The organism is Sphingomonas pollutisoli, assembly GCF_029167165.1.
GTDB lineage: Bacteria > Pseudomonadota > Alphaproteobacteria > Sphingomonadales > Sphingomonadaceae > Sphingomonas > Sphingomonas pollutisoli.
The window spans coordinates 242875-268157 of sequence record NZ_JARFNJ010000006.1; the positions used below are offsets into that span (position 1 = coordinate 242875).

22 protein-coding genes and 1 tRNA gene are annotated in these 25283 nt (G+C 68.9%); 17 read left to right on the plus strand and 6 right to left on the minus strand.

Annotated features, from left to right (window positions below; genetic code table 11):
* The first annotated feature begins 10 nt into the window (after positions 1 to 10).
* The 8 genes from PX554_RS15140 (at position 11) to PX554_RS15175 (ending at position 10527) form a co-directional block, all read left to right on the plus strand.
* A complete protein-coding gene (locus tag PX554_RS15140; protein ID WP_275503085.1) occupies positions 11 to 1663 on the plus strand; it encodes an XrtA/PEP-CTERM system-associated ATPase in 1653 nt (550 codons plus the stop codon).
* An 8-nt stretch (positions 1664 to 1671) separates the two neighbouring features.
* Positions 1672 to 2511, plus strand: a complete 840-nt coding sequence (locus PX554_RS15145) for an XrtA system polysaccharide deacetylase (protein ID WP_275503086.1) — start codon at positions 1672 to 1674, stop codon at positions 2509 to 2511.
* Complete coding sequence (locus PX554_RS15150; protein ID WP_275503088.1) at positions 2508 to 3581, plus strand: FemAB family XrtA/PEP-CTERM system-associated protein; 1074 nt, start codon at positions 2508 to 2510, stop codon at positions 3579 to 3581. Before PX554_RS15145 ends, PX554_RS15150 begins: the two co-directional genes overlap by 4 nt.
* 3 nt (positions 3582 to 3584) lie before the next feature.
* Positions 3585 to 4787 carry a TIGR03087 family PEP-CTERM/XrtA system glycosyltransferase gene (locus tag PX554_RS15155; RefSeq protein ID WP_275503090.1) on the plus strand — a complete coding sequence of 401 codons (1203 nt, stop codon included), beginning with the start codon at positions 3585 to 3587 and terminating at the stop codon, positions 4785 to 4787.
* Positions 4784 to 6322 (plus strand): exosortase A, encoded by a 1539-nt coding sequence (xrtA, locus tag PX554_RS15160; RefSeq protein WP_275503093.1) that lies wholly within the window; start codon positions 4784 to 4786, stop codon positions 6320 to 6322. Before PX554_RS15155 ends, xrtA begins: the two co-directional genes overlap by 4 nt.
* The gene (locus tag PX554_RS15165; RefSeq protein WP_275503095.1) at positions 6323 to 8218 is read left to right on the plus strand and encodes an XrtA/PEP-CTERM system amidotransferase; all 1896 of its coding nucleotides are present in this window, start codon (positions 6323 to 6325) and stop codon (positions 8216 to 8218) included.
* A gap of 51 nt (positions 8219 to 8269) precedes the next feature.
* Positions 8270 to 8809 (plus strand): peptide deformylase, encoded by a 540-nt coding sequence (def, locus tag PX554_RS15170; protein ID WP_093223979.1) that lies wholly within the window; start codon positions 8270 to 8272, stop codon positions 8807 to 8809.
* 200 nt (positions 8810 to 9009) lie between these two features.
* A complete protein-coding gene (locus tag PX554_RS15175; RefSeq protein WP_093224258.1) occupies positions 9010 to 10527 on the plus strand; it encodes a DNA recombination protein RmuC in 1518 nt (505 codons plus the stop codon).
* Positions 10528 to 10895: 368 nt separating this feature from the next.
* Here the strand turns inward: PX554_RS15175 and mfd are convergent, their stop codons facing one another.
* Positions 10896 to 14348: a transcription-repair coupling factor gene (mfd, locus tag PX554_RS15180; RefSeq protein WP_275503097.1), complete on the minus strand. Its 3453-nt coding sequence runs from the start codon at positions 14346 to 14348 to the stop codon at positions 10896 to 10898.
* 202 nt (positions 14349 to 14550) lie between these two features.
* Complete coding sequence (locus PX554_RS15185; RefSeq protein WP_093223975.1) at positions 14551 to 14817, minus strand: FAD assembly factor SdhE; 267 nt, start codon at positions 14815 to 14817, stop codon at positions 14551 to 14553.
* A gap of 145 nt (positions 14818 to 14962) precedes the next feature.
* Here PX554_RS15185 and recG point away from each other — a divergent pair, with 145 nt between their 5' ends.
* The 4 genes from recG (at position 14963) to PX554_RS15205 (ending at position 19112) form a co-directional block, all read left to right on the plus strand.
* Positions 14963 to 17020, plus strand: coding sequence for an ATP-dependent DNA helicase RecG (gene recG, locus PX554_RS15190; protein WP_275503100.1), 2058 nt, complete (start codon positions 14963 to 14965; stop codon positions 17018 to 17020).
* A 13-nt stretch (positions 17021 to 17033) separates the two neighbouring features.
* Positions 17034 to 17594, plus strand: a complete 561-nt coding sequence (locus tag PX554_RS15195; RefSeq protein ID WP_093223972.1) for a DOMON-like domain-containing protein — start codon at positions 17034 to 17036, stop codon at positions 17592 to 17594.
* Between the two features lie 55 nt (positions 17595 to 17649).
* Positions 17650 to 18852 carry an exo-beta-N-acetylmuramidase NamZ family protein gene (locus PX554_RS15200; protein WP_275503104.1) on the plus strand — a complete coding sequence of 401 codons (1203 nt, stop codon included), beginning with the start codon at positions 17650 to 17652 and terminating at the stop codon, positions 18850 to 18852.
* 116 nt (positions 18853 to 18968) lie between these two features.
* Positions 18969 to 19112, plus strand: coding sequence for a hypothetical protein (locus PX554_RS15205; RefSeq protein WP_165388231.1), 144 nt, complete (start codon positions 18969 to 18971; stop codon positions 19110 to 19112).
* A 55-nt stretch (positions 19113 to 19167) separates the two neighbouring features.
* Here the strand turns inward: PX554_RS15205 and PX554_RS15210 are convergent, their stop codons facing one another.
* The 3 genes from PX554_RS15210 to PX554_RS15220 all read right to left on the minus strand — a co-directional run bounded on the left by PX554_RS15210 (position 19168) and on the right by PX554_RS15220 (position 22117).
* Complete coding sequence (locus PX554_RS15210) at positions 19168 to 20553, minus strand: glycosyltransferase family 39 protein (RefSeq protein WP_275503109.1); 1386 nt, start codon at positions 20551 to 20553, stop codon at positions 19168 to 19170.
* A 61-nt stretch (positions 20554 to 20614) separates the two neighbouring features.
* Positions 20615 to 21172: a CHAP domain-containing protein gene (locus tag PX554_RS15215; RefSeq protein ID WP_093223966.1), complete on the minus strand. Its 558-nt coding sequence runs from the start codon at positions 21170 to 21172 to the stop codon at positions 20615 to 20617.
* Between the two features lie 105 nt (positions 21173 to 21277).
* Entirely contained in the window at positions 21278 to 22117 is an 840-nt protein-coding gene (locus tag PX554_RS15220) for a methyltransferase domain-containing protein (protein ID WP_275503111.1), read from the minus strand.
* Positions 22118 to 22159: 42 nt separating this feature from the next.
* Here PX554_RS15220 and PX554_RS15225 point away from each other — a divergent pair, with 42 nt between their 5' ends.
* From PX554_RS15225 to PX554_RS15245, 5 genes are all read left to right on the plus strand, one after another.
* Positions 22160 to 22885, plus strand: a complete 726-nt coding sequence (locus tag PX554_RS15225) for a ComF family protein (RefSeq protein ID WP_275503113.1) — start codon at positions 22160 to 22162, stop codon at positions 22883 to 22885.
* Positions 22886 to 22916: 31 nt separating this feature from the next.
* Positions 22917 to 23174, plus strand: coding sequence for a glutaredoxin 3 (gene grxC / locus PX554_RS15230; RefSeq protein ID WP_093223960.1), 258 nt, complete (start codon positions 22917 to 22919; stop codon positions 23172 to 23174).
* Positions 23171 to 23992, plus strand: a complete 822-nt coding sequence (locus tag PX554_RS15235; protein WP_275503114.1) for a carbon-nitrogen hydrolase family protein — start codon at positions 23171 to 23173, stop codon at positions 23990 to 23992. The genes grxC and PX554_RS15235 overlap by 4 nt, the downstream gene beginning before the upstream one ends.
* Positions 23989 to 24435, plus strand: coding sequence for a DUF1178 family protein (locus PX554_RS15240; RefSeq protein ID WP_093223956.1), 447 nt, complete (start codon positions 23989 to 23991; stop codon positions 24433 to 24435). The genes PX554_RS15235 and PX554_RS15240 overlap by 4 nt, the downstream gene beginning before the upstream one ends.
* 45 nt (positions 24436 to 24480) lie before the next feature.
* Positions 24481 to 24557: transfer RNA gene (locus PX554_RS15245), tRNA-Arg, on the plus strand.
* Positions 24558 to 24612: 55 nt separating this feature from the next.
* On the opposite strand, the gene PX554_RS15250 is transcribed toward PX554_RS15245, so the two are convergent.
* Positions 24613 to 25251: a hypothetical protein gene (locus tag PX554_RS15250; RefSeq protein ID WP_275503118.1), complete on the minus strand. Its 639-nt coding sequence runs from the start codon at positions 25249 to 25251 to the stop codon at positions 24613 to 24615.
* Between the last annotated feature and the right edge of the window lie 32 nt (positions 25252 to 25283).

Genomic DNA, 25283 nt, shown 5'->3' on the forward strand with positions numbered 1-25283 from the left:
GGGTGTTGCTATGTACGACGACCATTATGGATTGAACGGGCGGCCGTTCCAGCTCACGCCAGATCCGCGTTTCTGGTTCGATACCGCCACGCATCGCAAGGCGATGGCGTATCTCGGCTATGGCCTGAGCCAGGGCGAGGGCTTCATCGTCATCACCGGCGACGTCGGCGCGGGCAAGACGACGCTCGTCGGGCATCTGATGGCGACGATCGACCGGGACCGGCTGCACGCGATCAGGATCGTCTCGACCCAGATCGAGGCCGACGATCTGCTGCGCATGGTCGGCAACGGCCTCGATCTCCGCACCGATGGCATGACCAAGGCGCAACTGCTCACCGCGATCGAACGCGCGCTGCACGCCACCGCGCGCAGCGGCCGGCGGACGTTGCTGATTGTCGATGAGGCGCAGGCGCTGCCGGTCTCCGCGCTCGAAGAATTGCGGATGCTCTCCAACTTCCAGGCCGCGGGGCATGCGCTGCTCCAGATCTTCCTGCTCGGCCAGCCCGAGTTCCGCGACCGGCTGCACGGGTCGGACCGGCTCGAACAGCTCCGCCAGCGCGTGATCGCGACGCATCACCTCGAACCGATGGAGCGCGAGGAAGTCGCACCGTACATGAAGCACCGGCTCGGCGTGGTCGGCTGGAGCGGCCGCCCGCAGTTCACCGATGATGCGTTCGCCGCGCTCTACGACGGTTCGAACGGCGTGCCGCGCCGGCTCAACCAGCTTGCCGGGCGCGTGTTGCTCGCCGGCGCGATCGAGCAGACCGACACGATCGACGCGGCGGTGGTCAACACGGTGCTCGCGGACATCGCGAACGATGTGCCCGAGCGGCCCGAGCCGCTGCCGATCGTCAAGCCGAGCGAGCCGACCGCGTCGCCGCGCCCGATCCGGCACCTGCCGATCGAGGATGGCTTGCCCGACACCGCCCTCCTCGCGCGCATCGCCTCGCTCGAATCGCGTGTCGAGGAACCCGCCGCGCCCGATCAGTCGCTGATGCAGGCGATCGCCTCGATCGAATCGCGGCTGGAGAATGTTTCCGCCGGGTCGCGCGTCGATCGCGGCATTCTCGCGCGGCTGACCTCGCTCGAGGCTCGGGTCGAGAACGCGCCGAAGCCCGACACTGCGCTCGACGAGCGGCTCGCCTCGGTGGAGGGACGCACCGATCAGATCGCGGGCGCCGTGTCGGATGTCGACCGGGCGGTTCGCGGTGCGCTCGCCGCGATCGGCGCGGCGAGCGGCGAGCGGATCGTGGCGCTCGAAGCGCGGCTGGACCAGCTTGCCGCGCGCGAACCCGAGGCGAACCCCGCCATCGCCGCGCTCGAAGCGCGGCTCGACGACCTCGCCGCGCGCGCGGCGCGGAGCGACCCAGCGGTCGCGGATCACCTCGAATCGCTCGAAGCCGCGATGGAACAGCTCGCCGCGCGATCGACCGATCCCCACCCCGCGATCGCGGCGCGCCTGGATGTGCTGGAGGGCCGGATCGACGAAACCGTCGCCGTCGCCGCGACGGGAGACCCCGCCAGCCGCGCGCGCATCGCCTCGCTGGAGGCGCGTGTCGAGGAGCAGGACGCCGCGTTGCGCCGTGTGCTGACGTTGCTGGTCGATTGGGTGGAAGGCGATGGATCGCACGACACGGCGGCGCTCCGCCGCGATCTGCGCTGAGCCGGGTCATGCGCCACGCGCTGTCGGTCGATGTCGAGGAATGGTTTCAGGTCGGCGCGTTCGAACGCGTGATCGACAAGGCGGACTGGGATTCCCGCGAATCGCGCGTCGAATACAATACCGATGCGGTGCTGGCGCTGTTCGCGGAAAGCGGGGTGAAGGCGACGTTCTTCACGCTCGGCTGGGTGGCCGCCCGGCATCCCGCGCTGATCCGCCGGATCGTCGCGGCCGGGCACGAACTGGCGAGCCACGGTTGGGCGCACCAGCGCGTGTTCACGATGCAGCCCGAGGTGTTCCGCGCCGATATCGACCGGGCGCGCAAGGCGCTGGAAGATGCGGGCGGGGTGCGCATCACCGGCTACCGCGCGCCGAGCTTCTCGATCGACGCGCGCACCCCCTGGGCGCACCCGATCCTCGCCGACGCGGGCTATGCCTATTCGTCGAGCGTCGCGCCGCTCAGGCACGATCATTATGGCTGGCCCGAGGCGCCGCGCTATGCCTTCCAACCGGTCGCGGGCTCCCCGCTGATCGAGGTGCCGGTGACCGTCGCCACATTCGGAAAGCGCCGCATCGCGACCGGCGGCGGCTTCTTCCGGCTGTTCCCGGCGGCGCTGACCAGCCATGCGGTGCGGCAGGTTTCCGCCGAGGGCCAGCCTGCCGTGTTCTACTTCCACCCTTGGGAGATCGACCCCGACCAGCCACGCATCGCCGCCGCGCCGATCCGGTCGCGGCTGCGCCATTACAGCCGTTTGGGCGCGATGGCGGGCAAGCTGCGCGGGCTGATCCGCCGTCACCCGTGGGACCGGATGGACGCTGTCGTCGCCGGGCTGAGGAACGTGACCGCGTGAACGCGCCTTTGCTGTCGCCGCTGGTCGGCCTGCGCTCCGCCGATCTGGCCGATGCCGCCGATGCCGCGCGGATCGCCGCTTTCGTGCGCGCGCACCCGCAGGGAACGCCGTTCCATCTGCCCGCGTGGAGCCTTGCCGTCGCGCGCGGATGCGGCCAGCGCAGCCACACGCTGATCGCCGAGCGCGGTGACGGGACGATCGAAGGCGTGCTGCCGATGACCGAAATCCGGTCGCGATTGTTCGGGCATGCGCTCGTCTCGAACGGCTTCGCGGTCGGCGGCGGCATTCTCGCCGAGAGCGAGGCGGCGGCGGGACGGCTCGCCGAAGCGGGCTGGGCGCTGGCGCTCACGCTGGGCTGCCCGAGTCTCGAGCTGCGCGGCGGCGCTCTGCCCGAGGGCGACTGGACCGCGGAGGAGGGCGCCTATCTCGGCTTCACGCGTGCGCTCGCCGCGTCGGACGAGGCCGAACTCACCGCCATCCCGCGCAAGCAGCGCGCCGAGGTGCGCAAGGCGCTCGCACTCGATCTCGACGTGACGGTCGGGCGCGGAGTGGAGGACCGGCGGGCGCATTATGCCGTCTATGCGGAGTCGGTGCGCAATCTCGGCACGCCGGTGTTCCCGGCCAAGCTGTTCCGCAGCGTGCTCGAAGCCTTCGGAGACGATGCCGACATCCTGACGGTCCGCTCGGGCGGCAAGCCGGTCGCGAGCGTGCTCAGCCTGTATCATGCCGGCACCGTCTATCCGTATTGGGGCGGCGGCACCGTCGCGGCGCGGGCGCTGCGCGCGAACGACCGCATGTATTTCGCGCTGATGAGCCATGCCCGCGCGCGCGGCTGCACGCGGTTCGATTTCGGGCGGTCGAAGGTCGGCACCGGGCCGGCGGCGTTCAAGAAGAATTGGGGTTTCGAAGGGGTGCCGCTGCGCTATGCCAAACGCGTGAAACCCGGCGACATCCCGCGCGAGATCAACCCGCTCAGCCCCAAATACCGGCTGCAGGTTGCGGTGTGGAAGAAACTGCCTCTGGGGATCGCGAACGTGGTCGGTCCGCTCGTCTCCAGAGGGCTTGGCTAGGCGATGGGCGACATCCTGTTTCTGGCGCACCGCGTCCCCGATCCGCCCGATCGTGGCGACAAGATCCGCGGGTTCCACATCCTCAAGCATCTGTCGCAGCGCACGCGCACCCATCTGGTCGCGTTCGCGGACGATCCGCGCGACCTGGATCGGCCGGGAAGTCTGCCATGGCTGACCGGGGAACGCGCGGTGCTATGGCGCGGCAAGCCGCGCTGGCGCGCCGCCGCCGAGGCGCTGGCGCGAGGGCGGCCGGTATCGCTGACCGCGTTCGACGATGCGGCGCTTCGCGCCCGGGTCAACGATCTGCTCGCGCGCCATCCGATCGACACGATCTACGTCTTCTCCGGGCAGATGGCGCAATATCTGCCCGCCGGGACTCGACACCGCGTGCTGATGGACTTCGTCGATATGGATTCGGCCAAGTTCGCCGATTATGCCGAGGCTGCGCGGGGGCCGTCGCGCCGGATGATGGCGCGCGAGGCGAAACTGTTGCAGGCGTTCGAGCGGGACGTCGCTGGCCGCGCCGACGCCAGCCTGTTCGTCAGCGCCGCCGAAGCCCAAATATTCCGCGCGAAAACCGGTGCCCAGCGCGTGCGTGCCATCGACAATGGCATCGACACCGACGCCTTCGATCCCGCGGCGACCTTCGACCCGATCGCGGTCGACGGCGATCTGATCGTCTTCACCGGGCAGATGGATTACCGCCCCAATATCGAGGCGGTGACGTGGTTCGCGAACGACAGTCTGCCGAAGATCCAGGCCGAACACCCACAGGCGCGTTTCGCGATCGTCGGCCGCGCGCCGACCGAAGCGGTGCGGGCGCTCGCCAGCCGGCCCGGCGTGATCGTGACCGGCGAGGTGGCGGACGTGCGCGGCTGGCTCGCCGCCGCCGCCGCGGTGGTCGCGCCGCTCAAGCTGGCGCGCGGCATCCAGAACAAGGTGCTGGAGGCGATGGCGATGGCGCGCCCGGTGGTCGCCTCCGCCCCCGCCGCCGAGGGGATCGATCATGCCGGTACGATCCGCGTCGGCGGCACCGCCGACGCGATCGCGGAGCACGTCAGCGCGGTGCTTGCCGATCGCGCTGCCGCCGCTTTGCTTGGCGCGGAGGCACGCGCGCAGGTGCGGCGCCGCTATAGCTGGGCGGCGTGCCTCGCACAGCTCGACGCGATCCTTGCGGGCGAAGCTCTGGAGCGGGCGGCGGCATGATCCGCGCGCTTCCGTCAGCAGCGTTCGCGCCCGTCACGCCCGCGCAGGCGGTGTGGCGTCGGCATCTCGCCGCGCTTATCGCCGTCGCGGCGCTGATCGTTGCCGCCTTCTGGACCGATGTCACGACGCTCGCGCATCTGTGGTGGACGAGCACGACCTTCGGCCACTGCCTGTTCATCGGCCCGGTGCTCGCCTGGCTCGTCTGGACTCGTCGCGCCGATCTCGCCAAGCTGACCCCGGTCGGCTGGGCGCCGGGGTTGGCGATCGTCGCGTGCGGCGGGCTGGGCTGGCTGCTCGGGGATGCCGGCGGGGTCGCGCTGGCGCGGCAACTCGGGCTGGTGATGATGCTGCAAGGCGCGGTCGTCACGCTGCTCGGGCCCAATGTCGCGCGCGGGCTGCTGTTTCCTTTGTGCTACGCCGTCTTCCTCGTGCCGTTCGGCGAGGGGATGGAAGGGCCGCTCCAGACCGTCACCGTCGCGCTGACGATGCCGATGCTCCACCTGTTCGGCGTGCCCGCGCAGGTCGATGGCGTGCTCATCACCATTCCCAACGGCTATTTCGAGGTCGCCGAGGCGTGTTCGGGCGCGAAGTTCGTGATCGCGATGATCGCATATGGCACGCTCGTCGCCAATGTGTGCTTCGTGTCCTGGGGCCGGCGCGTTGCGTTCATGGGGTTGGCGCTGGTCGTGCCGGTGATCGCCAACGGCATCCGCGCGTTCGCGACGATCTACGCGGCGTACCTCACCTCGGTCGAGGCGGCGACCGGGTTCGACCATATCCTCTACGGCTGGATCTTCTTCGGGCTGGTGATGGCGGCGGTGATCGCGATCGGCTGGCGCTGGTTCGATCGCGCGCCCGACGCGCCGGTGTTCGACGCTGCGAAGCTCCAGCACGTGCCGCGCTTTCGGCTCGACACGTTGCTCGCTGCGGCTTTGGTGCTGGTGACGGTCGCGGTGTTCCCGGCGTGGAGCGCGGCTATAGCCAACCGAGCGCAAGCCTTGCCCGATCGCATCGCGCTCCCCGACGTACCGGGCTGGCACCGCGTTCCGATGAGCACACGCGCGCCGTGGGCGCCCAATTATCCCGGCGCGGACCATTATCTGATCGGCCGCTATGCCGACGCCAGCGGCGATCCGGTCGATCTCGTCATCGCCGTCTATGGATCGCAGCACGAGGGCAAGGAGATCGTCTCGTTCGGGGTCGGCGCTTTGCGCGAGGATGACGTGTGGGTGCGGATCGAGGATCTGCCCGATCTCGCCGGCGGATCGGTGATTCACGTCACCGCGCCCGGCCCGGTCGAGCGGCTGATCGCGACCTGGTATCGCGTTGGCGACATCGTGACCCACAGCGGCGCGCGCCAGAAGCTCGCGACGCTGCAAGCCAAGCTGCTCGGCGGCCCGCAGCGGGCGGTGGCGGTGCATGTCTCGGCCGAGGTGCTGCCGGGCCGCGACCCGCGCGCGGCGATGGCACGCTTCCTCGCCGCGCTCGGGCCGATCGACGTGCTCGCCGACCGGGCCGCCGGGATGCCCCGCTAGATGTGCGGGATCGCCGGTATCTTCTATCCCGCCATGCCCAAGCCGGTCGATCCGGCGCGGGTGCGCGCGATGACCGACGTGCAGGCGCATCGCGGCCCCGATGGCGGCGCCGTGTGGACTGCGCCCGGCGTCGGGCTCGGGCATCGCCGGCTATCGATCATCGATATCGCCGGCAGTCCGCAGCCGATGCGCAGCGCCGATGGATCGCTGACCGTTACCTACAACGGCGAGATCTACAATTTCGCCGAGCTGCGCGCCGAATTACAGGCCAAGGGCGCGCGTTTCATCACGTCGGGCGATACCGAAGTGCTGCTCCACGGCTGGGCGGCATGGGGGCCGGCGCTGCTCGATCGGCTCAACGGCATGTTTGCCTTCGCGATCCACGACGCGGCGCGGCAGAGCCTGTTCCTCGCGCGCGATCGGATGGGGGTGAAGCCACTCCATTACGCCGAACTGCCTGATGGCGCGGTGGCGTTCGCCTCCGAGCTGAAGGGGCTGCTCGCGCATCCGCTGCTACGCCGCACGCCGCAGATCACCGCGATCGAGGATTATCTCGCGTTCGGCTATGTGCCCGACGACACCTGCCTCGTCGCGGGGGTGAAGAAGCTTCCCGCCGGGCACTGGCTGTTGCTCGAACGCGGCAAGCCGGTGCCAGCGCCGTCGCGCTGGTGGGGCATCGACTTCTCGCGCCGCGCCACCGGCAGCCGCAAGGCGCTGGCGGAGGAACTGGTCGAGCGGATGCGCGCCGCCGTCACGCTGCGGATGGTCGCCGACGTGCCGCTCGGCGCGTTCCTGTCGGGCGGGGTGGACAGTTCGGCGGTGGTCGCGCTGATGGCGGAGGCGTCGCCGCGTGCGGTCAAGACCTGCACGATCGGCTTCGACGTGGCGGGCGTCGATGAGCGCAGTCACGCCGATGTGATCGCCAAACGCTTCGCGACCGAGCATCGCGAGCGGATCGTCTCGGCGGACGATTACGCGCTGATCGACACGCTGGTCGCGGCGTTCGACGAACCCTTCGCGGACGCGTCCGCGCTCGCCACATACCGGGTGTGCGAGCTCGCGCGTGAGAGCGTGACGGTCGCGCTCTCGGGCGACGGCGCGGACGAGGCGTTCGCGGGCTATCGCCGCTACAAATTTCAGGCGGCGGAGGAGCGGGTGCGCGCATTGCTTCCGGCATCGCTGCGTGAACGCGTGTTCGGCACGCTTGGGCGCCACTACCCCAAGGCCGATTGGGCGCCGCGCCGGTTCCGCGCCAAGACGACGTTGCTCGCGCTCGCCGAGGATGGCGCCGAGGGCTATGCGAGATCGGTCGGGGTGACGACGCCCGCCTTGCGCGCGGCGCTGCTCACCGATGCGGCGCGCACCGCGCTCGGCGGGCACCGCGCCGAGGATCGCTATGTTCGCGCGATGCGCGACGCACCCGCGCGCGACGCGCTCGACCGCGCGCAATATGCCGATTTCCAGCACTGGCTGCCGGGCGACATCCTCACCAAGGCCGACCGCACCAGCATGGCGGTAAGCCTCGAAGCGCGCGAACCGTTGCTCGACTACACACTCGTCGAGTTCGCCGCGACTCTGCCCGACGACCTGCGGCTCCGCCACGGACAGGGCAAATGGCTGATGAAGAAGGCGATGGAGCGGTATCTGCCCAAGGATATCCTCTACCGCCCGAAGATGGGGTTCGTGACGCCGGTCGGCGCGTGGTTCCGGGGGCGCCTTGCCGATGAGGCGGCGGCACTGGCGCGCTCGCGCACGCTGATCGGCAGCGGCTGGTTCGATCCGCACGTGATCGAGACGATCGCCGCCGACCATCGCGCGGGCCGCGCCGATCATAGCCGTACTTTGTGGCAGTTGGTGATGCTCGAACGCAGCATGGCGCGGCTGTTCGGCGCCTGATCCGCGCTCGCCACGCTTGACGAACGCCGGTGCGCTTCCTAGCTCGCGGGGATGGCCATCATGGAAATCCTCGAAGTTCCGGACCCCCGGCTGAAGAAGGTCGCGAAGCCGGTCGAGACGATCGACGACGGCGTGCGCAAGATCGTGTCCGACATGTTCGACACGATGTACGACGCGCGCGGCATTGGTCTCGCCTCGATTCAGGTCGGGATCGAACAGGCGATCGTGGTGATCGACCTGCAGGAAGACGAGCCGCCGCTGGAAGAGGGCGGCGAACCGCGTCCTGGCCGACAGCCGCGCGTGTTCATCAACCCCGAGATCCTGTGGCAGAGCGAAGACCTCGCCACCTATGCCGAGGGGTGTCTGTCGATCCCCGAGAATTACGCCGATGTCGAGCGCCCGGCGCGCTGCCGCGTCAAGTGGCTCGATCTCGACGGCGCCACGCAGGAGGAAGAGTTCGACGGGCTGATGTCGACCTGTGTCCAGCACGAGATGGATCACCTCGCCGGCATCGTCTTCATCGATCACGTCTCGCGGCTGAAGCGCGAGATGATTCTCAAGAAGCTGGCGAAGGCGCGCAAGGCGGCGTGACTCGTCGCCCCGGCGCAGGTCGGGGCGCTGCATCGTATCCACTCGGCTCACCAAATCACACAGCGGGCCCGGCCTGCGCCGGGGCGACGTGCGGTTCGTCGCAGGCGCGCTTGAAGGCGCGAGCGTGAGTCGATAGGTTCGCGCTTCGTTCTTGGGGAGCCGGCGTGGATCTGTTTTTCGCGATTATCGTCATCGTTGCGATGCTATGCGGCGTCGCGCTCGGCTGGTTGCTCGGTCAGCGCGGAGTCGCGGCGGTCACGGCCGAACGCGACGCGCGCGAGGCCGATTTCAAGCGCGCGATCGTCGATCTCGCCAGCGCCGAGGAGCGTGCGCGCGCGGCGTTCGGCCTACGCGAGGAACTGGCCGAAGTCCGCGCCGAACTGTCCGAGATGCGCGAGGATCGTGACAAGGCGCGGCTGGAGAACACCGCGCTCAAGACGCATGCCGCGTCGTTTGAGCACCGCCTCGCCGAGCGGCTCGCGGAGGAAGAGACGCGGCTCAAGATGGCGCAAGACGCGCACGAGGCGCGCGAACGCGCGTTGCGCGAGGCGTTCCAGGCGCGCGAGCAGACCAGCACCGAAACCTATGAGGCGCGGATCGCCGGACTGCTCCACGCCAAGGATCTGCTCGCGACACAGTTCGCCGAAGTGTCGAACCGATTGCTCACCGAAGCGCAGGAAAACTTCCTCAAGCGCGCCGACGAGCGGTTCCGCCAATCGGAGGAGACGGCGGGGCAGAACCTCAAGTCGATGCTCCAGCCGGTCAGCGACCGGCTGCTCCGCTACGAGGAGACCGTAGGTAAGATCGAAGCGGAACGCGTGAGCGCGTTCGAGCAGTTGAAGGGGCAGCTCGAGGGGCTGCGCGTCGGGCAGGAGAAGGTCTCCGCCGAGGCGGCGAAGCTGGTCAATTCGCTGCGCAACGCGCCCAAGTCGCGTGGTCGCTGGGGCGAGCAGCAGTTGAAGAACGTGCTCGAGACGTGCGGGCTGTCCGAGCACACCGATTTTCAGACCGAGGTGAGCATCGCCGGCGGCGACGAAGGCGGGCGGCTTCGCCCCGACGCGATCGTCAAGGTGCCGGGCGGGCGCAGCCTGGTGATCGACGCCAAGGTCTCGCTCAACGCCTATCAGGACGCGTTTGGCGCGGTTGATGAGGCCGAGCGGAAGACCGGGCTCGCCGCGCACGCCGCGTCGATGCGCGCGCATGTCAACGGGCTCGGCAACAAGGCCTATTGGAACCAGTTCGCCGACGCGCCCGATTACGTCATCATGTTCGTGCCGGGCGAGCATTTCCTGTCTGCCGCGCTCGAACATGATCCGACCTTGTGGGATTTTGCGTTCGAAAAGCGCGTGCTGCTCGCGACGCCGACCAACCTGATCGCGATCGCGCGCACGGTGGACGCGGTGTGGCGTCAGGAGAAGATGGCGAAACAGGCGCAGGAGATCGGCGCGCTCGGCAAGGAACTCTACGAGCGGCTCGCCAAGGCGGCGGGCGACCTGCGCAAGGTCGGCGGCGGGCTGACCTCTGCGGTGAACAATTACAACACCTTCGTTAGCAGCTTCGAGAGCCGCGCGCTGGTGACGGCGCGCAAGTTCCGCGATCTCAATATCGATACCGGCGCGAAGGAAATCGAAGAAGCCCCGCCGGTGGAGGCGCTCGCGCGCTACGGCGACGCCGCGCCGGCCTTGCCCGCACCGGAGCTAAGCGACGCGGCCGAGTAGCGCTTGCGCAGGGACGCGGAGACGCCGCGCCGCAGGCCCTTACCTCTCTGCTTCCGCGAGCGAGCCGTTGGAGATGCCTCCCGCACGCGCCCCGCGCACCCTCTTCGCGCCTCCGCGCCTCCGCGTGCATAAAATTATCTTTTGTATTTGGCCCCGCTTACGTTCTGGATCGTCGGCAGCCGCGCCGCTGCGGCGCTGAAAATTCACGCGGAGGCGCGGAGGCGCGAAGAGGGGGCGCTTGTGGACGCCCGCTCGCTCGATCGCCTTGAAATGGGAGCGGCTGCGCCGCGTGGCGCGCGTCTCTGCGTCCTCTGCGCGAACCATGTCGCTGCCCGCGCACGGCATCCGTTCGGATAGAAGCGGGGCGATCACCCCGCCGCCTTCGCCAAGCCCTTCGCCAGTTGCAGCGCGCCGTGAAGTCGCGCCTTGGGATCGCCCCAGACGCGCGTCACCACCAGCTTGCTGTCGGGGCGCAGCTTGGCGACGTCGCCGACGCGCTTGAGCCAAGCGAGCAGCCCGTCGATGTTGGGCGGCGTGTCGTTGTGGAAGGCGACCAGCGCACCGCGCGGGCCGACGTCGATCTTGGCGACGCAGGCCTTCTTGGCGTGCAGCTTGATCTCGATGATGCGGATGAGATTGTCGGTCGCATCGGGCAGCGGCCCGAACCGGTCGATCAGTTCGGCGGCGAACGCCTCGACCTCGCCGGTATCTTCGAGATCGTTGAGGCGGCGATACAGTCCCATGCGCAGATCGAGATCGGGAACATACTCCTCGGGGATCAGGATCGGCGCATCGACGGTGATCTGCGGCGAGAAGTCCTTCGGGCGCAGGCGCTCGCCGCCGGCCTTGGCCTCCATGATCGCCTCTTCGAGCATCGACTGGTAGAGTTCGTAGCCAACCTCCTTGATATGCCCCGATTGCTCGTCGCCGAGCAGGTTGCCGGCACCGCGAATGTCGAGATCGTGGCTCGCGAGCTGGAAACCCGCGCCGAGGCTGTCGAGATCGGACAGCACCTTGAGGCGCTTCTCCGCCGTCTCGGTCATGATGCGGTCGGCCGGCGTGGTCAGATAGGCGTAAGCGCGGGTCTTCGATCGGCCGACTCGCCCGCGAAGCTGGTAAAGCTGCGCGAGCCCGAACCGGTCGGCGCGGTGCAGGATGATCGTGTTGGCGCTCGGAATGTCGAGCCCGCTCTCGACGATGGTGGTGGAGACGAGCACCTCGAACTTCTTGTCGTAGAACGCCGACATGCGCTCCTCGACTTCGCTCGGCGCCATCTGGCCGTGCGCGACCACGTAGCGGATCTCGGGCACGCTCTCACGCAGGAACTCCTCGATCTCGGGCAGATCGGCGATGCGGGGGGTGACGAAGAAGCTCTGCCCGCCACGATAATGTTCGCGCAGCAACGCCTCGCGCAGCACCACCGGATCCCATGGCATCACATAGGTCCGCACCGCGAGCCGATCGACTGGCGGGGTCTGGATCACCGACAGTTCGCGCAGACCCGACATCGCCATCTGGAGCGTGCGCGGGATCGGCGTGGCGGTGAGCGTGAGGACGTGGACGTCGGTCTTGAGCGACTTCAGCCGCTCCTTGTGAGTCACGCCAAAGCGCTGCTCCTCATCGACGATGACGAGGCCGAGCCGTTTGAAGTCGATGCCCTTGGCGAGAATCGCATGCGTGCCGACCACGACGTCGACCGTGCCGTCGGCGAGGCCTTCCTTGGTCGCCTTCATCTCGGCGGCGGTGACGAGACGCGAGAGCCGCCCGACCTTGATCGGGAAGCCCTCGAACCGGCTCGCGAAATTGTTGAAATGCTGGCGCGCGAGCAGCGTCGTCGGGCACACCACCGCGACCTGCTTGCCCGCCATCGCCGCGGCGAACGCACCGCGCAAAGCGACCTCGGTCTTGCCGAAGCCAACATCGCCGACGACGAGCCGGTCCATCGGCGTGCCCTTGGCGAGATCCTCGAGCACGTCGCCGATCGCGCGGTCCTGATCGTCGGTTTCCTCATAGGGGAAGCGATCGACGAATTCGGCATAGCCGCTCTCGGCCTCGATCACCTCGGCGGGACGAAGCGCGCGTTCGGCGGCGGTCGCGATCAGCTCGCCGGCGATTTCGCGGATGCGCTCCTTCATGCGGCTCTTGCGCCGCTGCCATGCTTCGCCGCCGAGCTTGTCGAGGCTCGCGCCCTCACTGTCCGAACCATAGCGCGACAGCACGTCGATATTCTCGACCGGCACGAACAGTTTGTCGCCGCCCGCATAGGAGAGCGCGACGCAATCGTGCGGGCTCTTGCCGACCGGGATCGAGGTCAGCCCCTCGTAGCGGCCGATGCCGTGATCGACATGGACGACGAGATCGCCCGGCGTGAGCATCGCCAGTTCGGCGAGGAACGCATCGGCCGATTTCTTGCGCTTGGCGCGCCGGACCAGCCGGTCGCCCAGCATGTCCTGCTCGGTGAGCAAGGCGACATCGGGCGTGGTGAAACCGTGGTCGAGCGGCAGGACGATGAGCGATACGCCACTGTCCGCCTTGCCCAGCGCCTCCTGCCAGGTCGCGACCTTAGTCGAGGCCTTGAGGCCATGATCGGCGAGCAAGGTCGCCAGCCGCTCGCGCGATCCGCCCGAATAGCTGGCGAGTACCGGCTTCTTGCCCAGTTTGCGCAGCTTGGCGATATGCTCGACCACCGCCTCATATACATTCACGCCGCCCGCGCGCTCGGGCGCGAAATCCCGCGGGCCATCGACGTGGAAGTCGAGCACGGTCGCGCTCTCGGGTTCGTGGAACGGCGTGACGAGGTGCGCGGGCGCGGCTTGCAACGCCTCGGCGAACTCCTTGGCGGTGAGGTACAGCGCGCTCGGTGGCAGCGGGCGGTAGCTGCCCGGCTCGGTGGTCAGCGCCTTGATTCGGTTGGCGTGATAATCGTTGATCGCCTCGAACCGCTGCTCGGCCGCCGCCTGCACGCCGGAATCGCGGACGATGACCGCGTCGCCGCCGAGGTGATCGAACAAGGTGACCAGTTTGTCCTCGAACAGCGGCAGCCAATGCTCCATGCCGGCCAGCCGGCGCCCGTCGCTGATCGCCTGGTACAGCGGATCGCCCGTTGCGGTCGCGCCGAAGCGCTCGCGGTAGCGGCTGCGGAAGCGCTTGATGCTCTCCTCGTCGAGCAAGGTTTCCGAGGCGGGGAGGAGGGTGAAGCCGTCGATCCGCCCGGTGGTGCGCTGGTCGGCGGGGTCGAAAGTGCGAACCGATTCGATTTCGTCGCCGAAGAAGTCGAGCCGGAGCGCCGCCTCGGCGCCGCTGGGGAACAGATCGACGAGCCCGCCGCGCACGGCGAACTCGCCCGAATCGGCGACGGTCTCGACACGGACATAGCCGTTCGCCTGTAGCAATGCCGCGAGCCGGTCGCGCCCGATCCGCTCGCCCGGCGCGAGCTTGGCGGCAAGCTGGCGGACGCGGAACGGCGTCAGCGTGCGCTGCGCGAGCGCGTTTGCGGTGGTGACGAGCAGTTGCGGCGCCTTGGTGGGCTGCTGGAGCCGGTGCAGCGTCGCCATCCGCTCGGCCATCACGCGGAGCGTCGGCGAGGCGCGGTCGTAGGGCAGGCAGTCCCACGCCGGGAACACGAGCAGGTCTAGATCGGGCGCGAACATCGGCGCGGTCGCGGCGACCGCACGCATCGCCGCTTCGTCGGGCGCGACGAACACCGCGCGCGAGGGCGCGGCGCGCGCCAGATCGGCGAGCAGCCACGGCGCGAACCCGGCGGGCACGCCGGCGAGGGTGAGCGGGGCTTTGGCGGCGAGGATGGTCTTCAGATCGGGCATCATTCTTCTTTTTTTAGCCCTCTCCCCTCCGGGGAGAGGGTTGGGAAGGGGGGCAGTACGGAGCGATGGCGTTTCAAACTGCCCCTCTCCCGACCTCGCCTTCGGCTCGGCCACCAGCGCCGGGTCGACCATGCCCCGCATGGTCGAGGATCGTCCGGGGGACGATCCGACCCGGCGCTCCCCGCGAGCGGGGAGAGGAAGATTATTTCGCGATCGGCACGTAGTTGAGCACCTGCATCGCCTCGATGATCGGCCCGGCGTAGCGCGCCGGCGGCGTCGCGGTGCCGATCGCCCAGGCCATGATATCGACGTCCTGCTCTTCCAGCAGATCCTCGAACAGCGCGATCTCGTCATCGTTCCAGTCGGCCGCGCGGGCATCGAAAAAGCCGCCGATCAGCAGGTCGGCTTCCTTGACGCCCCGGTGGTGGGCACGGAAGTGCAGGCGCTTGAGGCGGATGTCGCGGTCCATATCGTTCCAACGGCGATTGGCCGACGACAGAAGATGCCGCCAGCGAGGCTTGACCAAACCGTTCGTGCTGAGCCTGTCGAAGCACGTTCCGAAACGCGCCCTTCGACAAGCTCAGGACGAACGGGTATCTGACATCCAGATAGTCATGCGTCCCGATATCCTCAATCCATTGTTCGCCGAAGTCACCGCCTTGAAAGGCGTGGGGCCGGCCTTGGCCAAGCCGCTCGATCGGCTCGGGCTCGCCCGCGTGGTGGATGTGGCATTCCACCTGCCCACCGGCTTCATCGACCGGATCGCGCGCGAAAACCTCGACATGGCGGATGCCGGACGCACGATCGTCATCACACTCACGCCGCGCGAGATTCGCTCCAGCAACGGGCGTGGCCCGACGCGGGTGCAGGCGACCGACGCGGCGGGGAATTATGTCAGCCTGCTCTATTTCGGTGGCCATCCCGGCTGGGCGAAGAAGCTGCTGCCGATCGGCGAACCGCGCCGCGTGTCGGGCAAGCTCGACATGTACGGGCAGGATTTGCAGATCGTCCATCCCGATTACGTCCTGCCGCTCGACGAGGCCGAGCCGGGCGGGCGCGAGGCGATCTATCCCTTGTCGGAAGGGCTGACTTCGCGCCGGATGGGGCAGCTCGCCGCGCAGGCGATCGAGCGCGCGCCCGATCTGCCCGAATGGATCGAGCCGGGGTTGCTCGCGCGCAAAGGCTGGCCCGGCTGGCGCGAGGCGCTGGTGCGCATCCACGCTGACCCGTCCGACACTGTCGCGCGCACGCGGCTTGCCTATGACGAACTGTTCGCCAACCAGCTCGCGCTGATGCTGGTGCGGCAATCGTCGCGCAGCCGGCGGGGAAGGGCGCTGGTCGGTGACGGCCGGCTGCGCGACATGCTCGCGCTGCCGTACAGCCTCACCGGCGCGCAGGCGCGCACCGTCGCCGAGATCGAGGGCGATCTCGCGCAGGCGCAGCCGATGCTCCGGCTGCTGCAAGGCGATGTCGGCGCGGGCAAGACGCTGGTCGCGGCGCTGGCGATGCTGGTCGCGGTCGAGGCGGGCGCGCAGGCGGCGCTGCTCGCGCCGACCGAGATCCTCGCGCGCCAGCATCTCGAATCGCTGCGGCGGCTGTTCGCCGGGCTGCCGGTCGAGATCGCGGTGTTGACCGGGCGCGACAAGGGCAGGGTGCGCGAGAGCGTGCTGATGGGTCTGGCGGACGGATCAATCCACATCCTGATCGGCACGCACGCGATCTTCCAGCAGGCGGTGACCTACCGCGATCTCGGCCTGGTGGTGGTCGATGAGCAGCACCGCTTCGGCGTCGCGCAGCGGATGATGCTCCAAGCCAAGGCCGGCGTCGCGCCGCACCTGCTGGCGATGACCGCGACACCGATCCCGCGCACGCTGACGCTCGCCAACTATGGCGAGATGGACGTCAGCCGGCTCGACGAGATGCCGCCGGGCCGACAGCCGATCCAGACCACGGTGATCTCGCAGGACCGGCTGGCGGATGTCGTGGAGGCGCTCGGCCGACACCTCGCGAATGGCGGCCAGGCCTATTGGGTGTGTCCGTTGGTCGAGGAGAGCGAGAAGAGCGATCTCGCCGCCGCCGAGGATCGCGCCGCGACGTTGAAGGCGCGATTCGGCGATCGGATCGGGCTGGTCCACGGTCGCATGAAGGGGCCGGAGAAAGACGCGGTGATGGCGGCGTTTTCGAGCGGCGCGCTCGGCGTGCTGGTCGCGACGACGGTGATCGAGGTCGGCGTCGATGTCCCCAACGCGACGCTGATCGTGATCGAACATGCCGATCGCTTCGGCCTCGCCCAGCTTCACCAGTTGCGCGGCCGGGTCGGGCGCGGCAGCGGCAAATCGAACTGCCTGCTGGTGCGCAGCGGCGCGCTCGGCGAGACGGCACGCGCGCGGCTCGCGCTGATGCGCGAGACCAACGACGGCTTCCGCATCGCCGAGGAGGATCTGCGGCTGCGCGGCAGCGGCGAACTGCTCGGCACGCGGCAATCGGGCGAGGAGGGGTTCCGGCTGGCGACGGCCGAATTGCTGAGCGAACTGCTCCCCGTCGCCGCCGACGACGCGCGGCTGCTGATCGACCGCGACGGTGGCCTCAGCGGCGCGCGCGGCACGGCGGCGCGGCTGGCGCTGTACCTGTTCGAGCGCGATGCCGGCGTCGCGCTGTTGCGGTCGGGCTGAGGTACGGAACTGGATGGCGAACACCTACGCGCTTGTCGCGCACCCTGATTTTCCGAACGGCCCGATCGACGCGATCACGGTCACGATCGAACGTCAGGCCAATCGTCTGGTGGTGCGCTTCGAAGTGTCCGGGGCGATCGAAGACGTGCTCTGGCCGGGCGATCGCATCGACTGCGCTTTAGACGCAAAGGAAGCGGACGAGCGCCGCGCCGACGAGCTTTGGCGGCATAGTTGCTTCGAGGCGTTTGTCGCTCCGGCGGACGCAGCCGACTATCGCGAGTTCAACCTTGCCACCTCTGGCAAATGGGCTGCCTACGCGTTCGACACCTACCGTGTTGGCATGCGTAAGGCCGGGGATGTTCGTCTCATTGAGGCGCACTGGCGCTTCGACAGCCGGCGCGCCGACATCCGGATCGCGATCGAGCTGCCCTATGCCGAACCTGATTGGGCGCTCGCCGTCACCGCGATCGTCGAGGCACGCGATGGTGCCAAATCCTACTGGGCGCTCGCGCACGCGCCCGGAGCGCCCGATTTCCACAACCGCGACACGTTCGTCGTGACCCTCCCGGCTTGACCGCCGTTGCCGCCACGGCTCAAGCCGCACGACAAACCAGATACGGAAGCCTGCCATGAACTTCGGGATCGATCGCCTTCTCGCCGACGCCGCCGTGCGCAAGCCGCTGGAGGGCAAGCGCGTCGCGCTGCTCGCGCATCCGGCGTCGGTCACCGAGGATCTCACGCACAGCCTCGATGCGCTGATCGCGGCGGGGGTCAACGTCACGGCGGTGTTCGGCCCGCAGCACGGGGTACGCGGCGACCTGCAGGACAATATGATCGAGTCGCCCGATTTCACCGATCCGACCTACGGCATGCCGGTGTTCAGCCTCTATGGCGAAGTGCGCCGGCCCACCACCGCATCGATGGACACGTTCGACGTGATGCTGGTCGATCTCCAGGATCTCGGCACGCGCATCTACACCTTCATTACGACGCTGCGCTACGTGCTGGAATCCGCCGCCGAGCATGGCAAGGCGGTGTGGGTGCTCGATCGTCCCAACCCGGCGGGCCGACCTATCGAAGGGCTGACGCTGCGCCCCGGCTGGGAGAGTTTCGTGGGCGCGGGCGCGATGCCGATGCGCCACGGGTTGACGATGGGCGAACTCGGGCAATGGTTCATCGGCACGCTCGGTCTCGATGTCGAGTATCGCGTGGTCGAAATGGAGGGCTGGGCGCCCGAGGCCGCGCCGGGGTTCGGCTGGCCCACCGAACGGTTGTGGATCAATCCCAGCCCCAACGCGCCCAACCTCAACATGGCGCGCGCCTATCCGGGCACGGTGATGCTCGAGGGCACGACGCTCTCCGAAGGGCGCGGCACGACCCGTCCGCTCGAACTGTTCGGCGCGCCCGACCTCAATGCCAAGGCGGTGATCGCCGAGATGCACCGGCTCGCCCCGGCATGGCTGGCCGGGTGCGCGCTTCGCGACATCTGGTTCCAGCCGACCTTCCACAAACATGTCGGCGAACTCTGCAACGGCGTGCATATCCATGCCGAGGGGCGCTTCTACGATCATGCCGCGTTCCGGCCGTGGCGGGTGCAGGCGCTCGCCTTCAAGGCGGTCCGCGCGCTAGCCCCGAACTTTCCGCTGTGGCGCGACTTCCCCTACGAATATGCGTTCGGCAAACTCCCCATCGACGTCATCAACGGCGGTCCCGCGCTGCGCGAATGGATCGACGACTCGGCGGCGACTCCGGGCGATCTCGACGCGCTGACGGCCCGGGACGAGGCCGCGTGGGCGGCGGAATCCCGCGATTTTCGCCTTTACCCACGTTAATCTCGCGCTTTGCCGCGCCGCAGCGCCATTTTGTCACAAAAGCTTATGACTTCGCCCGGTAAAGGCGCAGCACCGGGGTATCCAGAACATGTGGTCGCGAGGGCGGGTCAGCTATCATGGAGTCAAACCTTCACTATTATACGCGGCGTGCGATGCAGGAGCATGTCGCGGCGCGGACGGCGGTGACCGAGGAGGCGCGTAAGCGTCGGCTCGAACTGGCGCAGATGTTCGAGGCGAAGCTCGTCGCCTGCCGGGGCTGAGCGACCGCCGCGCCGCCTTTCGTCACGGCGGCAAGGCTGGGGCCGCTCGATCGCGCTAGCGTCGGCGAACGTACAAGGTCCAGTGCGTTCCTGACAGGCCGTGCGCATGGGCGCCAGCGATGGGGCGCCAATCCGCCCCGCATCGCACCGGAGTGCGGGGGAAGTCCTCGCCTTTGAAGCGGTCCAGGAACAGGAAGCGCGCTGGCGCGCATCCGGCCCGCACGATCGTCAGCGGGTAGCGTGCATGCGCCGCCGCCGCCGCGAGCATCGCGAAGCCGGTCGAACGGTCGAGCAGAACCGCGCTCCCGCCGGGCGCGCGTGCGCGCATCGCCGCGATCGCCGGATCGGGATCGCCGCGCTGGTTGCGGATCAGATCGGCATCCCGCCACGCGCCACCGGTAAGGATCGCGGCGAGCGCGGCCACCGCGAACGCGCGCCGCCAGCCGGCGCGACCGATCGCCGAGCCGATCAATTCGGCCAGCAGCAGCAACAGGCCGATCGCGGCGACCAGGTAATAGCGCGGGTGGCCGGGGTTGCCGGCGTGCAGCACCGCCAACGTGACCGGGAAGGCGACGATCGCGAGCCGGTAGAATGCGCGGTGCGTGGCGCCACCACCCTGCGCGAGCAAGACCAGGGTCAGCACGGCAGGGATCAGCCACAGCGATACGACCGGCCAACCGATCGTATAGCCGAGCATTTCGATGACAGCGTGCAGGAACAACATGATGTCGAACGGCTCGTAGGCGCCGAACTGGAAACCGGTCGCGCTGGCATGAGCGGCGCCGAAGATCAGCCCCAGCACCGCGGCGAGCGACAGCAACGCTGGCGTGAACAGCCGGAGCGTCCGCCCCGCCGCGGCGAGCGGCGCCATGCGCTTGGCAAGCGCGAAGAACACCCAGCCGATCAGCGCGACACAGCCGAACACCATCGTCATCTGCGACAGCGTGCCGAGCGCGAAGCACAAGGCGAGCCGCAACCGAACACGTTCGCCGCGCTGCTCGGGCAACCAGCGCGCCACCAGCAGGATCGCGCTCAGGAACGCCAGCGACATCGGCGCATACCCGCGCGCCTCCGATCCCATCGTCACCATCATCGGCGAGACGGCGAACAGCGATGCCGCGATCAGCGCGGTCGTCGTGCCGCGCGGGCGCAAGATCATGGCCGCGACGGCGATCGCGATCGTGCCGGCGGCGATCGACAGCGCGCGTTGCAGCATCGGCGGCGCGTCGAAGCCGACGAACTGCATCCATAGCGAGTTCAGGTGGTGATTATTGTCGTGATTGATGCTGAGGAACACGCCGAGCGGCGTGCCGACCTCGCGTGCCAGTTCGGCCGACCACGCCTCGTCGAGCCACAGCCCGCCACGCGCCGACGCCACCCGCAAGCCGAGGCCGAGCAGCACGATGCCGCAAAGCAAACCGGTAGTGCGCCGTTCGGTCATCGAGCCCCCTTGTCGGCGACCGATCTAGCCTCGCGGCGTTGCGCGCTGGTTAACGCGCCGCTTACCGATAGGCGTCGATCAGCGCGCCGACATAATCCGGGTCACGGCCGGTCAGTTCGGGCGCCGGGCGCGGGGGCGGCGCGCCGTCGATCGGCGTCGAATAGATGAAGCCCGAGATCGGGTAGGTCGTCCCGCCCAGCCCGACCATGTCGCGATACCAGACGCGAACCTCGCTCCAGTCGTTGCGCGGCGACACGTCGGTGAGCGTCACGTCCTGCTCGGCATGGCCGCGCTCGCCGTTCTGGCGCGACCAATTGGCATGCGTCACCATCACGACACGGGGATCGACGATCCGGCTGATGACCGCGACATGGCCGTATGGCAGTCGCGAGGTGCGCGAGAAGACGACGACCGAGCCGACGCGGGGAACATCGCCGCGCCGATAGTGACCGGCCGCCTTGTCCCACCAGGTCCAGGCGTCGCCGTAGATCTGGATGCCGGACGCGGCGCGCGCGAACGGCACGCACTCCCCGACATAGTTGAGGAGCGAACCCGCATGAAGCGGAACGGCCGCGAACAGCGCGGCGGGAAAAGCCAACAGGCGAAATACAACTCGCATACAGGCACCATATCCGGCACCCCCCGGTCTTCCGGTAATCGGAAATGGTTTAAGACTTCGTTACCATCTTTCTCGCACACGCCGCGCGTGGGTGAGAAGGCGGCATCAGCCTTGCGGCGGCTTCAGCGCCGCCGCCAGCGACGAGGTCGCACTGCCGCGACGCGCCGGTTTCGGCTGATCGGGCGAGGGCGCCCAGCCGGTCATGAAGATGATCTCGAACCGTTCGGGCACGCGCCCTTCCGCGTCGGCGAGGTCGGCGAACGCCTGATAGGCGCGCGCGAGCGTGTCGCGGCGCAGCGGGCGGCGGCCGTTCAACGCGTTGGTGGCGCCCATGCCGCGCAGATCGCGCACCAACCCGCCGAGATCGCCATAGCGTACCTTGAGCGGCTCACTGTCGGCGACGGGCAGAGCGAAGCCGGCGCGCATCAGCAGGTCTCCCGCCGAACGCACGTCGATCTGCGGATGGAGCCGCGCCGCCGGGCGATCGCCCTCCGCGACGCGCAAGGCCGCACGCAGGCTCGCGAGCGACCCCGCGCCGACGAAGGCGGCGAGCAACAGCCCGTCGGGGCGAAGCGCTCGCCGCGCCTGGATCAGTGCGCCCGGCAGATCGTTGACGCTGTCGAGCACGCCCGCCGAGACGATCAGATCGAAGTGCGGTTCGGGGAAGGGTAGATGATCTTCCTCGGCGACGATCCCGCCCGCCCTGGCCGCGAAGGCCGGCCCGGCGTCGCAGCGCACGATCCGGGCGCCCGGCGGGGGCACGAAGCCGCCATCGAAACAGCCGAGATCGAGCACGTCGGCGAACGTGCGCTTCACGCTGTCGAGCCGCTCCTGGATACCGTCGAGCATCGCCGCGCGCAGAAAGTCATACCCTGCGAAATCGGCGGCGGCACGGTCGCGGTAGCGGCGCCGGGCGGCGCGGTCGAAGATGTCGGGAACGCTCACGCGGCGGCTTGTGCCGTGTCGCCGCGCCAGCGACAAGGGGGTGTGTCGCCGCTCGCCGCGCCCTTGAAGTTCGTCGCCGGTCTCGCGCTGCCGCCGCGCTGCCCGGGATGCGCGGCGGTGACGGGGGCGGATCATCGCTTTTGCGCGACATGCTGGGGTGCGCTGCGCTTTCTCGCGCCGCCGTGGTGTGCGACCTGCCAGATGCCGTTCGAACATGCGGGCATCTCGGATCAGTGCGCCGATTGCCGCGCGCAGCCGCCCCGGCACGCCGGCGTGTTCGCGGCGGTGGCCTATGGCGACATCGCGCGCACGGTCGCGCTTCGGCTCAAATACGGCGGGCGGATCGCCTTCGCCGAAACGGTCGGGCGGCAGATGGCGCGGCTGATGCCACCGGGCGCGGACGTGATTCTGCCGGTGCCGCTCCACCGCTGGCGGCTGTGGTCGCGCGGGTTCAACCAGGCCGCGCTGATCGCCGCGTCGGTCGCACGTGCGAGCGGGGTTGCCACCGATCCGCTGGTGTTGCGGCGAACCCGCGCGACGCCGATGTTGCGCGGCCTCGGCGTCACCGCGCGGGCGCGGGCGGTGACGGGCGCGTTCGCGGTGTCGCCGCGCGCGCGCGTGGCGGGCAAGGCGATCGTGCTGGTCGATGACATCTACACCAGCGGCGCCACCACCGATGCCTGTACCGACACCTTGCTCGCCGCCGGGGCACGCTCGGTCGCGATCCTGTGCTGGGCCCGCGTGCTCGATTCGGCGGCGAGTGATTGACAAGCGCGGGGCGACTGCACACGTTCGGGCGATGGCCAAGACACAAATCTACACCAAAGCGTTCTGCCCCTATTGCACGCGCGCGCTGCGGCTGCTCGCGTCGAAAGGCGCCGAGGTCGAGGAGTTCGACATCACGATGGGCGGCCCCAGGCGCGCCGAAATGCTCGATCGCGCCAACGGCCGGTCGACCGTGCCGCAGATCTTCATCGGCGACACGCACGTCGGTGGGTCGGACGATCTCGCCGCGCTCGATCGTGCGGGCAAGTTGGACGAACTGCTCGCGGCATGAAGGTCGCGCTGCTCCAGATGACCAGCGGGATCGACCCGCAGGCGAATGCGCGCGCCATCGTCGACGCTGTGGCGGACGCTGCGGCAGGCGGCGCGGCGATGCTGTTCACGCCCGAGATGTCCGGGCTGGTCGATCAGAACCGCGCGCGCGCGCGGCCGCACCTGCGTGCCGAGGGCGACGATGGCGTGCTCGCCGCCACACGCGCGGCGGCGCGCGAGCACAAGCTCTGGGTGCATCTCGGCTCGCTCGCCGTCGACGGCGAGGACGGGCGACTCGCCAATCGAGCCTTCGTGATCGACGATCAGGGTGAGATCCGCGCCCGCTACGACAAGCTGCACCTGTTCGACGTCGATCTGCCGAGCGGTGAGAGTTGGCGCGAGTCCGCGTCCTACGCGCCGGGCGAAGGCGCGGTGGTGGTCGGTACGCCGGCCGGCCAGCTCGGCCTCGCGATCTGTTACGATTTGCGCTTCGCCGATCTGTTCCGCGCGTTGAGCAATGCCGGGGCAACCGTGCTGGCGATTCCCGCCGCCTTCACCCGCCCCACCGGCGCCGCGCACTGGCACATCCTGCAACGCGCCCGCGCGATCGAATCCGCGGCCTATGTGATTTCCGCAGCGCAGACCGGCACGCATGAGGACGGGCGCGCCACCTATGGCCATTCGCTCGTTGTCGATCCGTGGGGAACGGTGCTGCTCGACATGGGCGAGGAGGCCGGCCTCGGGTTCGCGGAGATCGACCCGGCACGCGTCGCCGACGTGCGCGCGCGCGTGCCCGTCCTCGCGCACCGCCGGGCGATACCGGGCGTGGTCTCGGCATGATCGTGTTCGATCTGCGCTGTGCACGCTCGCACGTCTTCGAAGCGTGGTTCGGATCGAGCGACGCCTATGAGGATCAGCGCGCGCGTGGTCTGCTGTCATGCCCGGTGTGCGGCGATGCCGGGATCGCAAAGGCGGTGATGGCCCCCAACGTAGCGCCCAAGGGCAACAGCCGCGCCGTCGCCAAGCCTGACGAGACGCCGACGCCTGCCGCGATCAAGGCGGCGATGAAGGCGTTGGCCGAGGCGCAGGCCAGGGTGCTCGAGAAGTCGGAATGGGTCGGCACCGCCTTTCCGGAGCGCGCCCGCGCAATGCATGCCGGCGATCTGCCAGCCGGCCCGATTCACGGCCAGACCACGCTCGCCGAGGCCAAATCGTTGATCGAGGAGGGCGTGCCCGTCGCGCCCTTGCCCCTGCCGGTCCTACCGCCCGACGTGGTGAACTGACACCGCTTGAGCGCGGCCGCTCCTGCCGGTACAGGGTGATCGACTGGTTCCGTAGCTCAGCAGGATAGAGCGCCACATTCCTAATGTGGGCGTCGGGGGTTCGAGTCCCTCCGGGACCACCATTCTTCAATGGTCGAAATGGTAGTCGGGCGCCGGGTCACCGGCGCCCGTGCCCTGTCACTGCTGCTGCGAGGTGGTGACGCTGGTGGTCGTCTTCTCGACCGTGCGGGCTTTCGGCGCGGTCGACTTGCGGACGACACGGCGATGCATCGCTGGCGCGGCCGATGCCTGTTGCTTGGTGGTTTCGGTGGTGATGGTCGTGGTCGGCGTGGGAGTCGGCGCCGCGACGATCACGGGCGGGGCCGCGCGCGCGGCGGCGGCATCGGCGGCAGCCGCCGCGGCCTGCTGCTCCGCCACCTGAGCGCGGTGGTTGGCGACCTGCGCCTGCTGTTGTGCCTGAGCCGCGGCGGTCTCGGCGTCGGCCTGCTGCGCGCTCGCCTGTGCGTTGCGCGCCTGCTGTGCTGCGCCGAGCGCGGTATCGGCGAGTTCCGAGGCGTGGAGCGCGTCGGCGATGGCCTCGTCCTTCTTGCCGCGCGCGAGTTCCTCCTCGGCGTTGCGCAGCGCGGCCTGCGCCTCCGCCTGAAGCCGCGGCGCGTCGCCGGCCACGCCGATCTTGTTGGCCGCGTCGATCTTCCCGTGCGCTTCGGCGATGGCGGCCCGCGCGCGATCCGCCTTGCCCTGCGCGAACACCGGCGAGCCGACGAACATCAATGCGGTGGCAGCCACCGTCGTGGCGATAAGGTTGGAGCGTTTCATGACGACCTCTCGGTTGTGAAATCCGAGGCGCC

Excerpts from the sequence above, each read along its gene's own strand:
- PX554_RS15205 (WP_165388231.1), top strand. The coding sequence starts at position 18,969 with ATGGAGTCAAACCTTCACTATTATACGCGGCGTGCGATGCAGGAGCAT.
- PX554_RS15175 (WP_093224258.1), top strand. The coding sequence starts at position 9,010 with ATGCTATGCGGCGTCGCGCTCGGCTGGTTGCTCGGTCAGCGCGGAGTC.
- PX554_RS15250 (WP_275503118.1), bottom strand. The coding sequence starts at position 25,251 with ATGAAACGCTCCAACCTTATCGCCACGACGGTGGCTGCCACCGCATTG.
- PX554_RS15210 (WP_275503109.1), bottom strand. The coding sequence starts at position 20,553 with ATGACCGAACGGCGCACTACCGGTTTGCTTTGCGGCATCGTGCTGCTC.
- PX554_RS15195 (WP_093223972.1), top strand. The coding sequence starts at position 17,034 with ATGGCGAACACCTACGCGCTTGTCGCGCACCCTGATTTTCCGAACGGC.
- PX554_RS15200 (WP_275503104.1), top strand. The coding sequence starts at position 17,650 with ATGAACTTCGGGATCGATCGCCTTCTCGCCGACGCCGCCGTGCGCAAG.
- PX554_RS15215 (WP_093223966.1), bottom strand. The coding sequence starts at position 21,172 with ATGCGAGTTGTATTTCGCCTGTTGGCTTTTCCCGCCGCGCTGTTCGCG.
- def (WP_093223979.1), top strand. The coding sequence starts at position 8,270 with ATGGCCATCATGGAAATCCTCGAAGTTCCGGACCCCCGGCTGAAGAAG.
- PX554_RS15165 (WP_275503095.1), top strand. The coding sequence starts at position 6,323 with ATGTGCGGGATCGCCGGTATCTTCTATCCCGCCATGCCCAAGCCGGTC.
- PX554_RS15145 (WP_275503086.1), top strand. The coding sequence starts at position 1,672 with ATGCGCCACGCGCTGTCGGTCGATGTCGAGGAATGGTTTCAGGTCGGC.
- grxC (WP_093223960.1), top strand. The coding sequence starts at position 22,917 with ATGGCCAAGACACAAATCTACACCAAAGCGTTCTGCCCCTATTGCACG.
- PX554_RS15140 (WP_275503085.1), top strand. The coding sequence starts at position 11 with ATGTACGACGACCATTATGGATTGAACGGGCGGCCGTTCCAGCTCACG.
- recG (WP_275503100.1), top strand. The coding sequence starts at position 14,963 with ATGCGTCCCGATATCCTCAATCCATTGTTCGCCGAAGTCACCGCCTTG.
- PX554_RS15185 (WP_093223975.1), bottom strand. The coding sequence starts at position 14,817 with ATGGACCGCGACATCCGCCTCAAGCGCCTGCACTTCCGTGCCCACCAC.
- PX554_RS15155 (WP_275503090.1), top strand. The coding sequence starts at position 3,585 with ATGGGCGACATCCTGTTTCTGGCGCACCGCGTCCCCGATCCGCCCGAT.
- mfd (WP_275503097.1), bottom strand. The coding sequence starts at position 14,348 with ATGCCCGATCTGAAGACCATCCTCGCCGCCAAAGCCCCGCTCACCCTC.
- PX554_RS15235 (WP_275503114.1), top strand. The coding sequence starts at position 23,171 with ATGAAGGTCGCGCTGCTCCAGATGACCAGCGGGATCGACCCGCAGGCG.
- xrtA (WP_275503093.1), top strand. The coding sequence starts at position 4,784 with ATGATCCGCGCGCTTCCGTCAGCAGCGTTCGCGCCCGTCACGCCCGCG.
- PX554_RS15240 (WP_093223956.1), top strand. The coding sequence starts at position 23,989 with ATGATCGTGTTCGATCTGCGCTGTGCACGCTCGCACGTCTTCGAAGCG.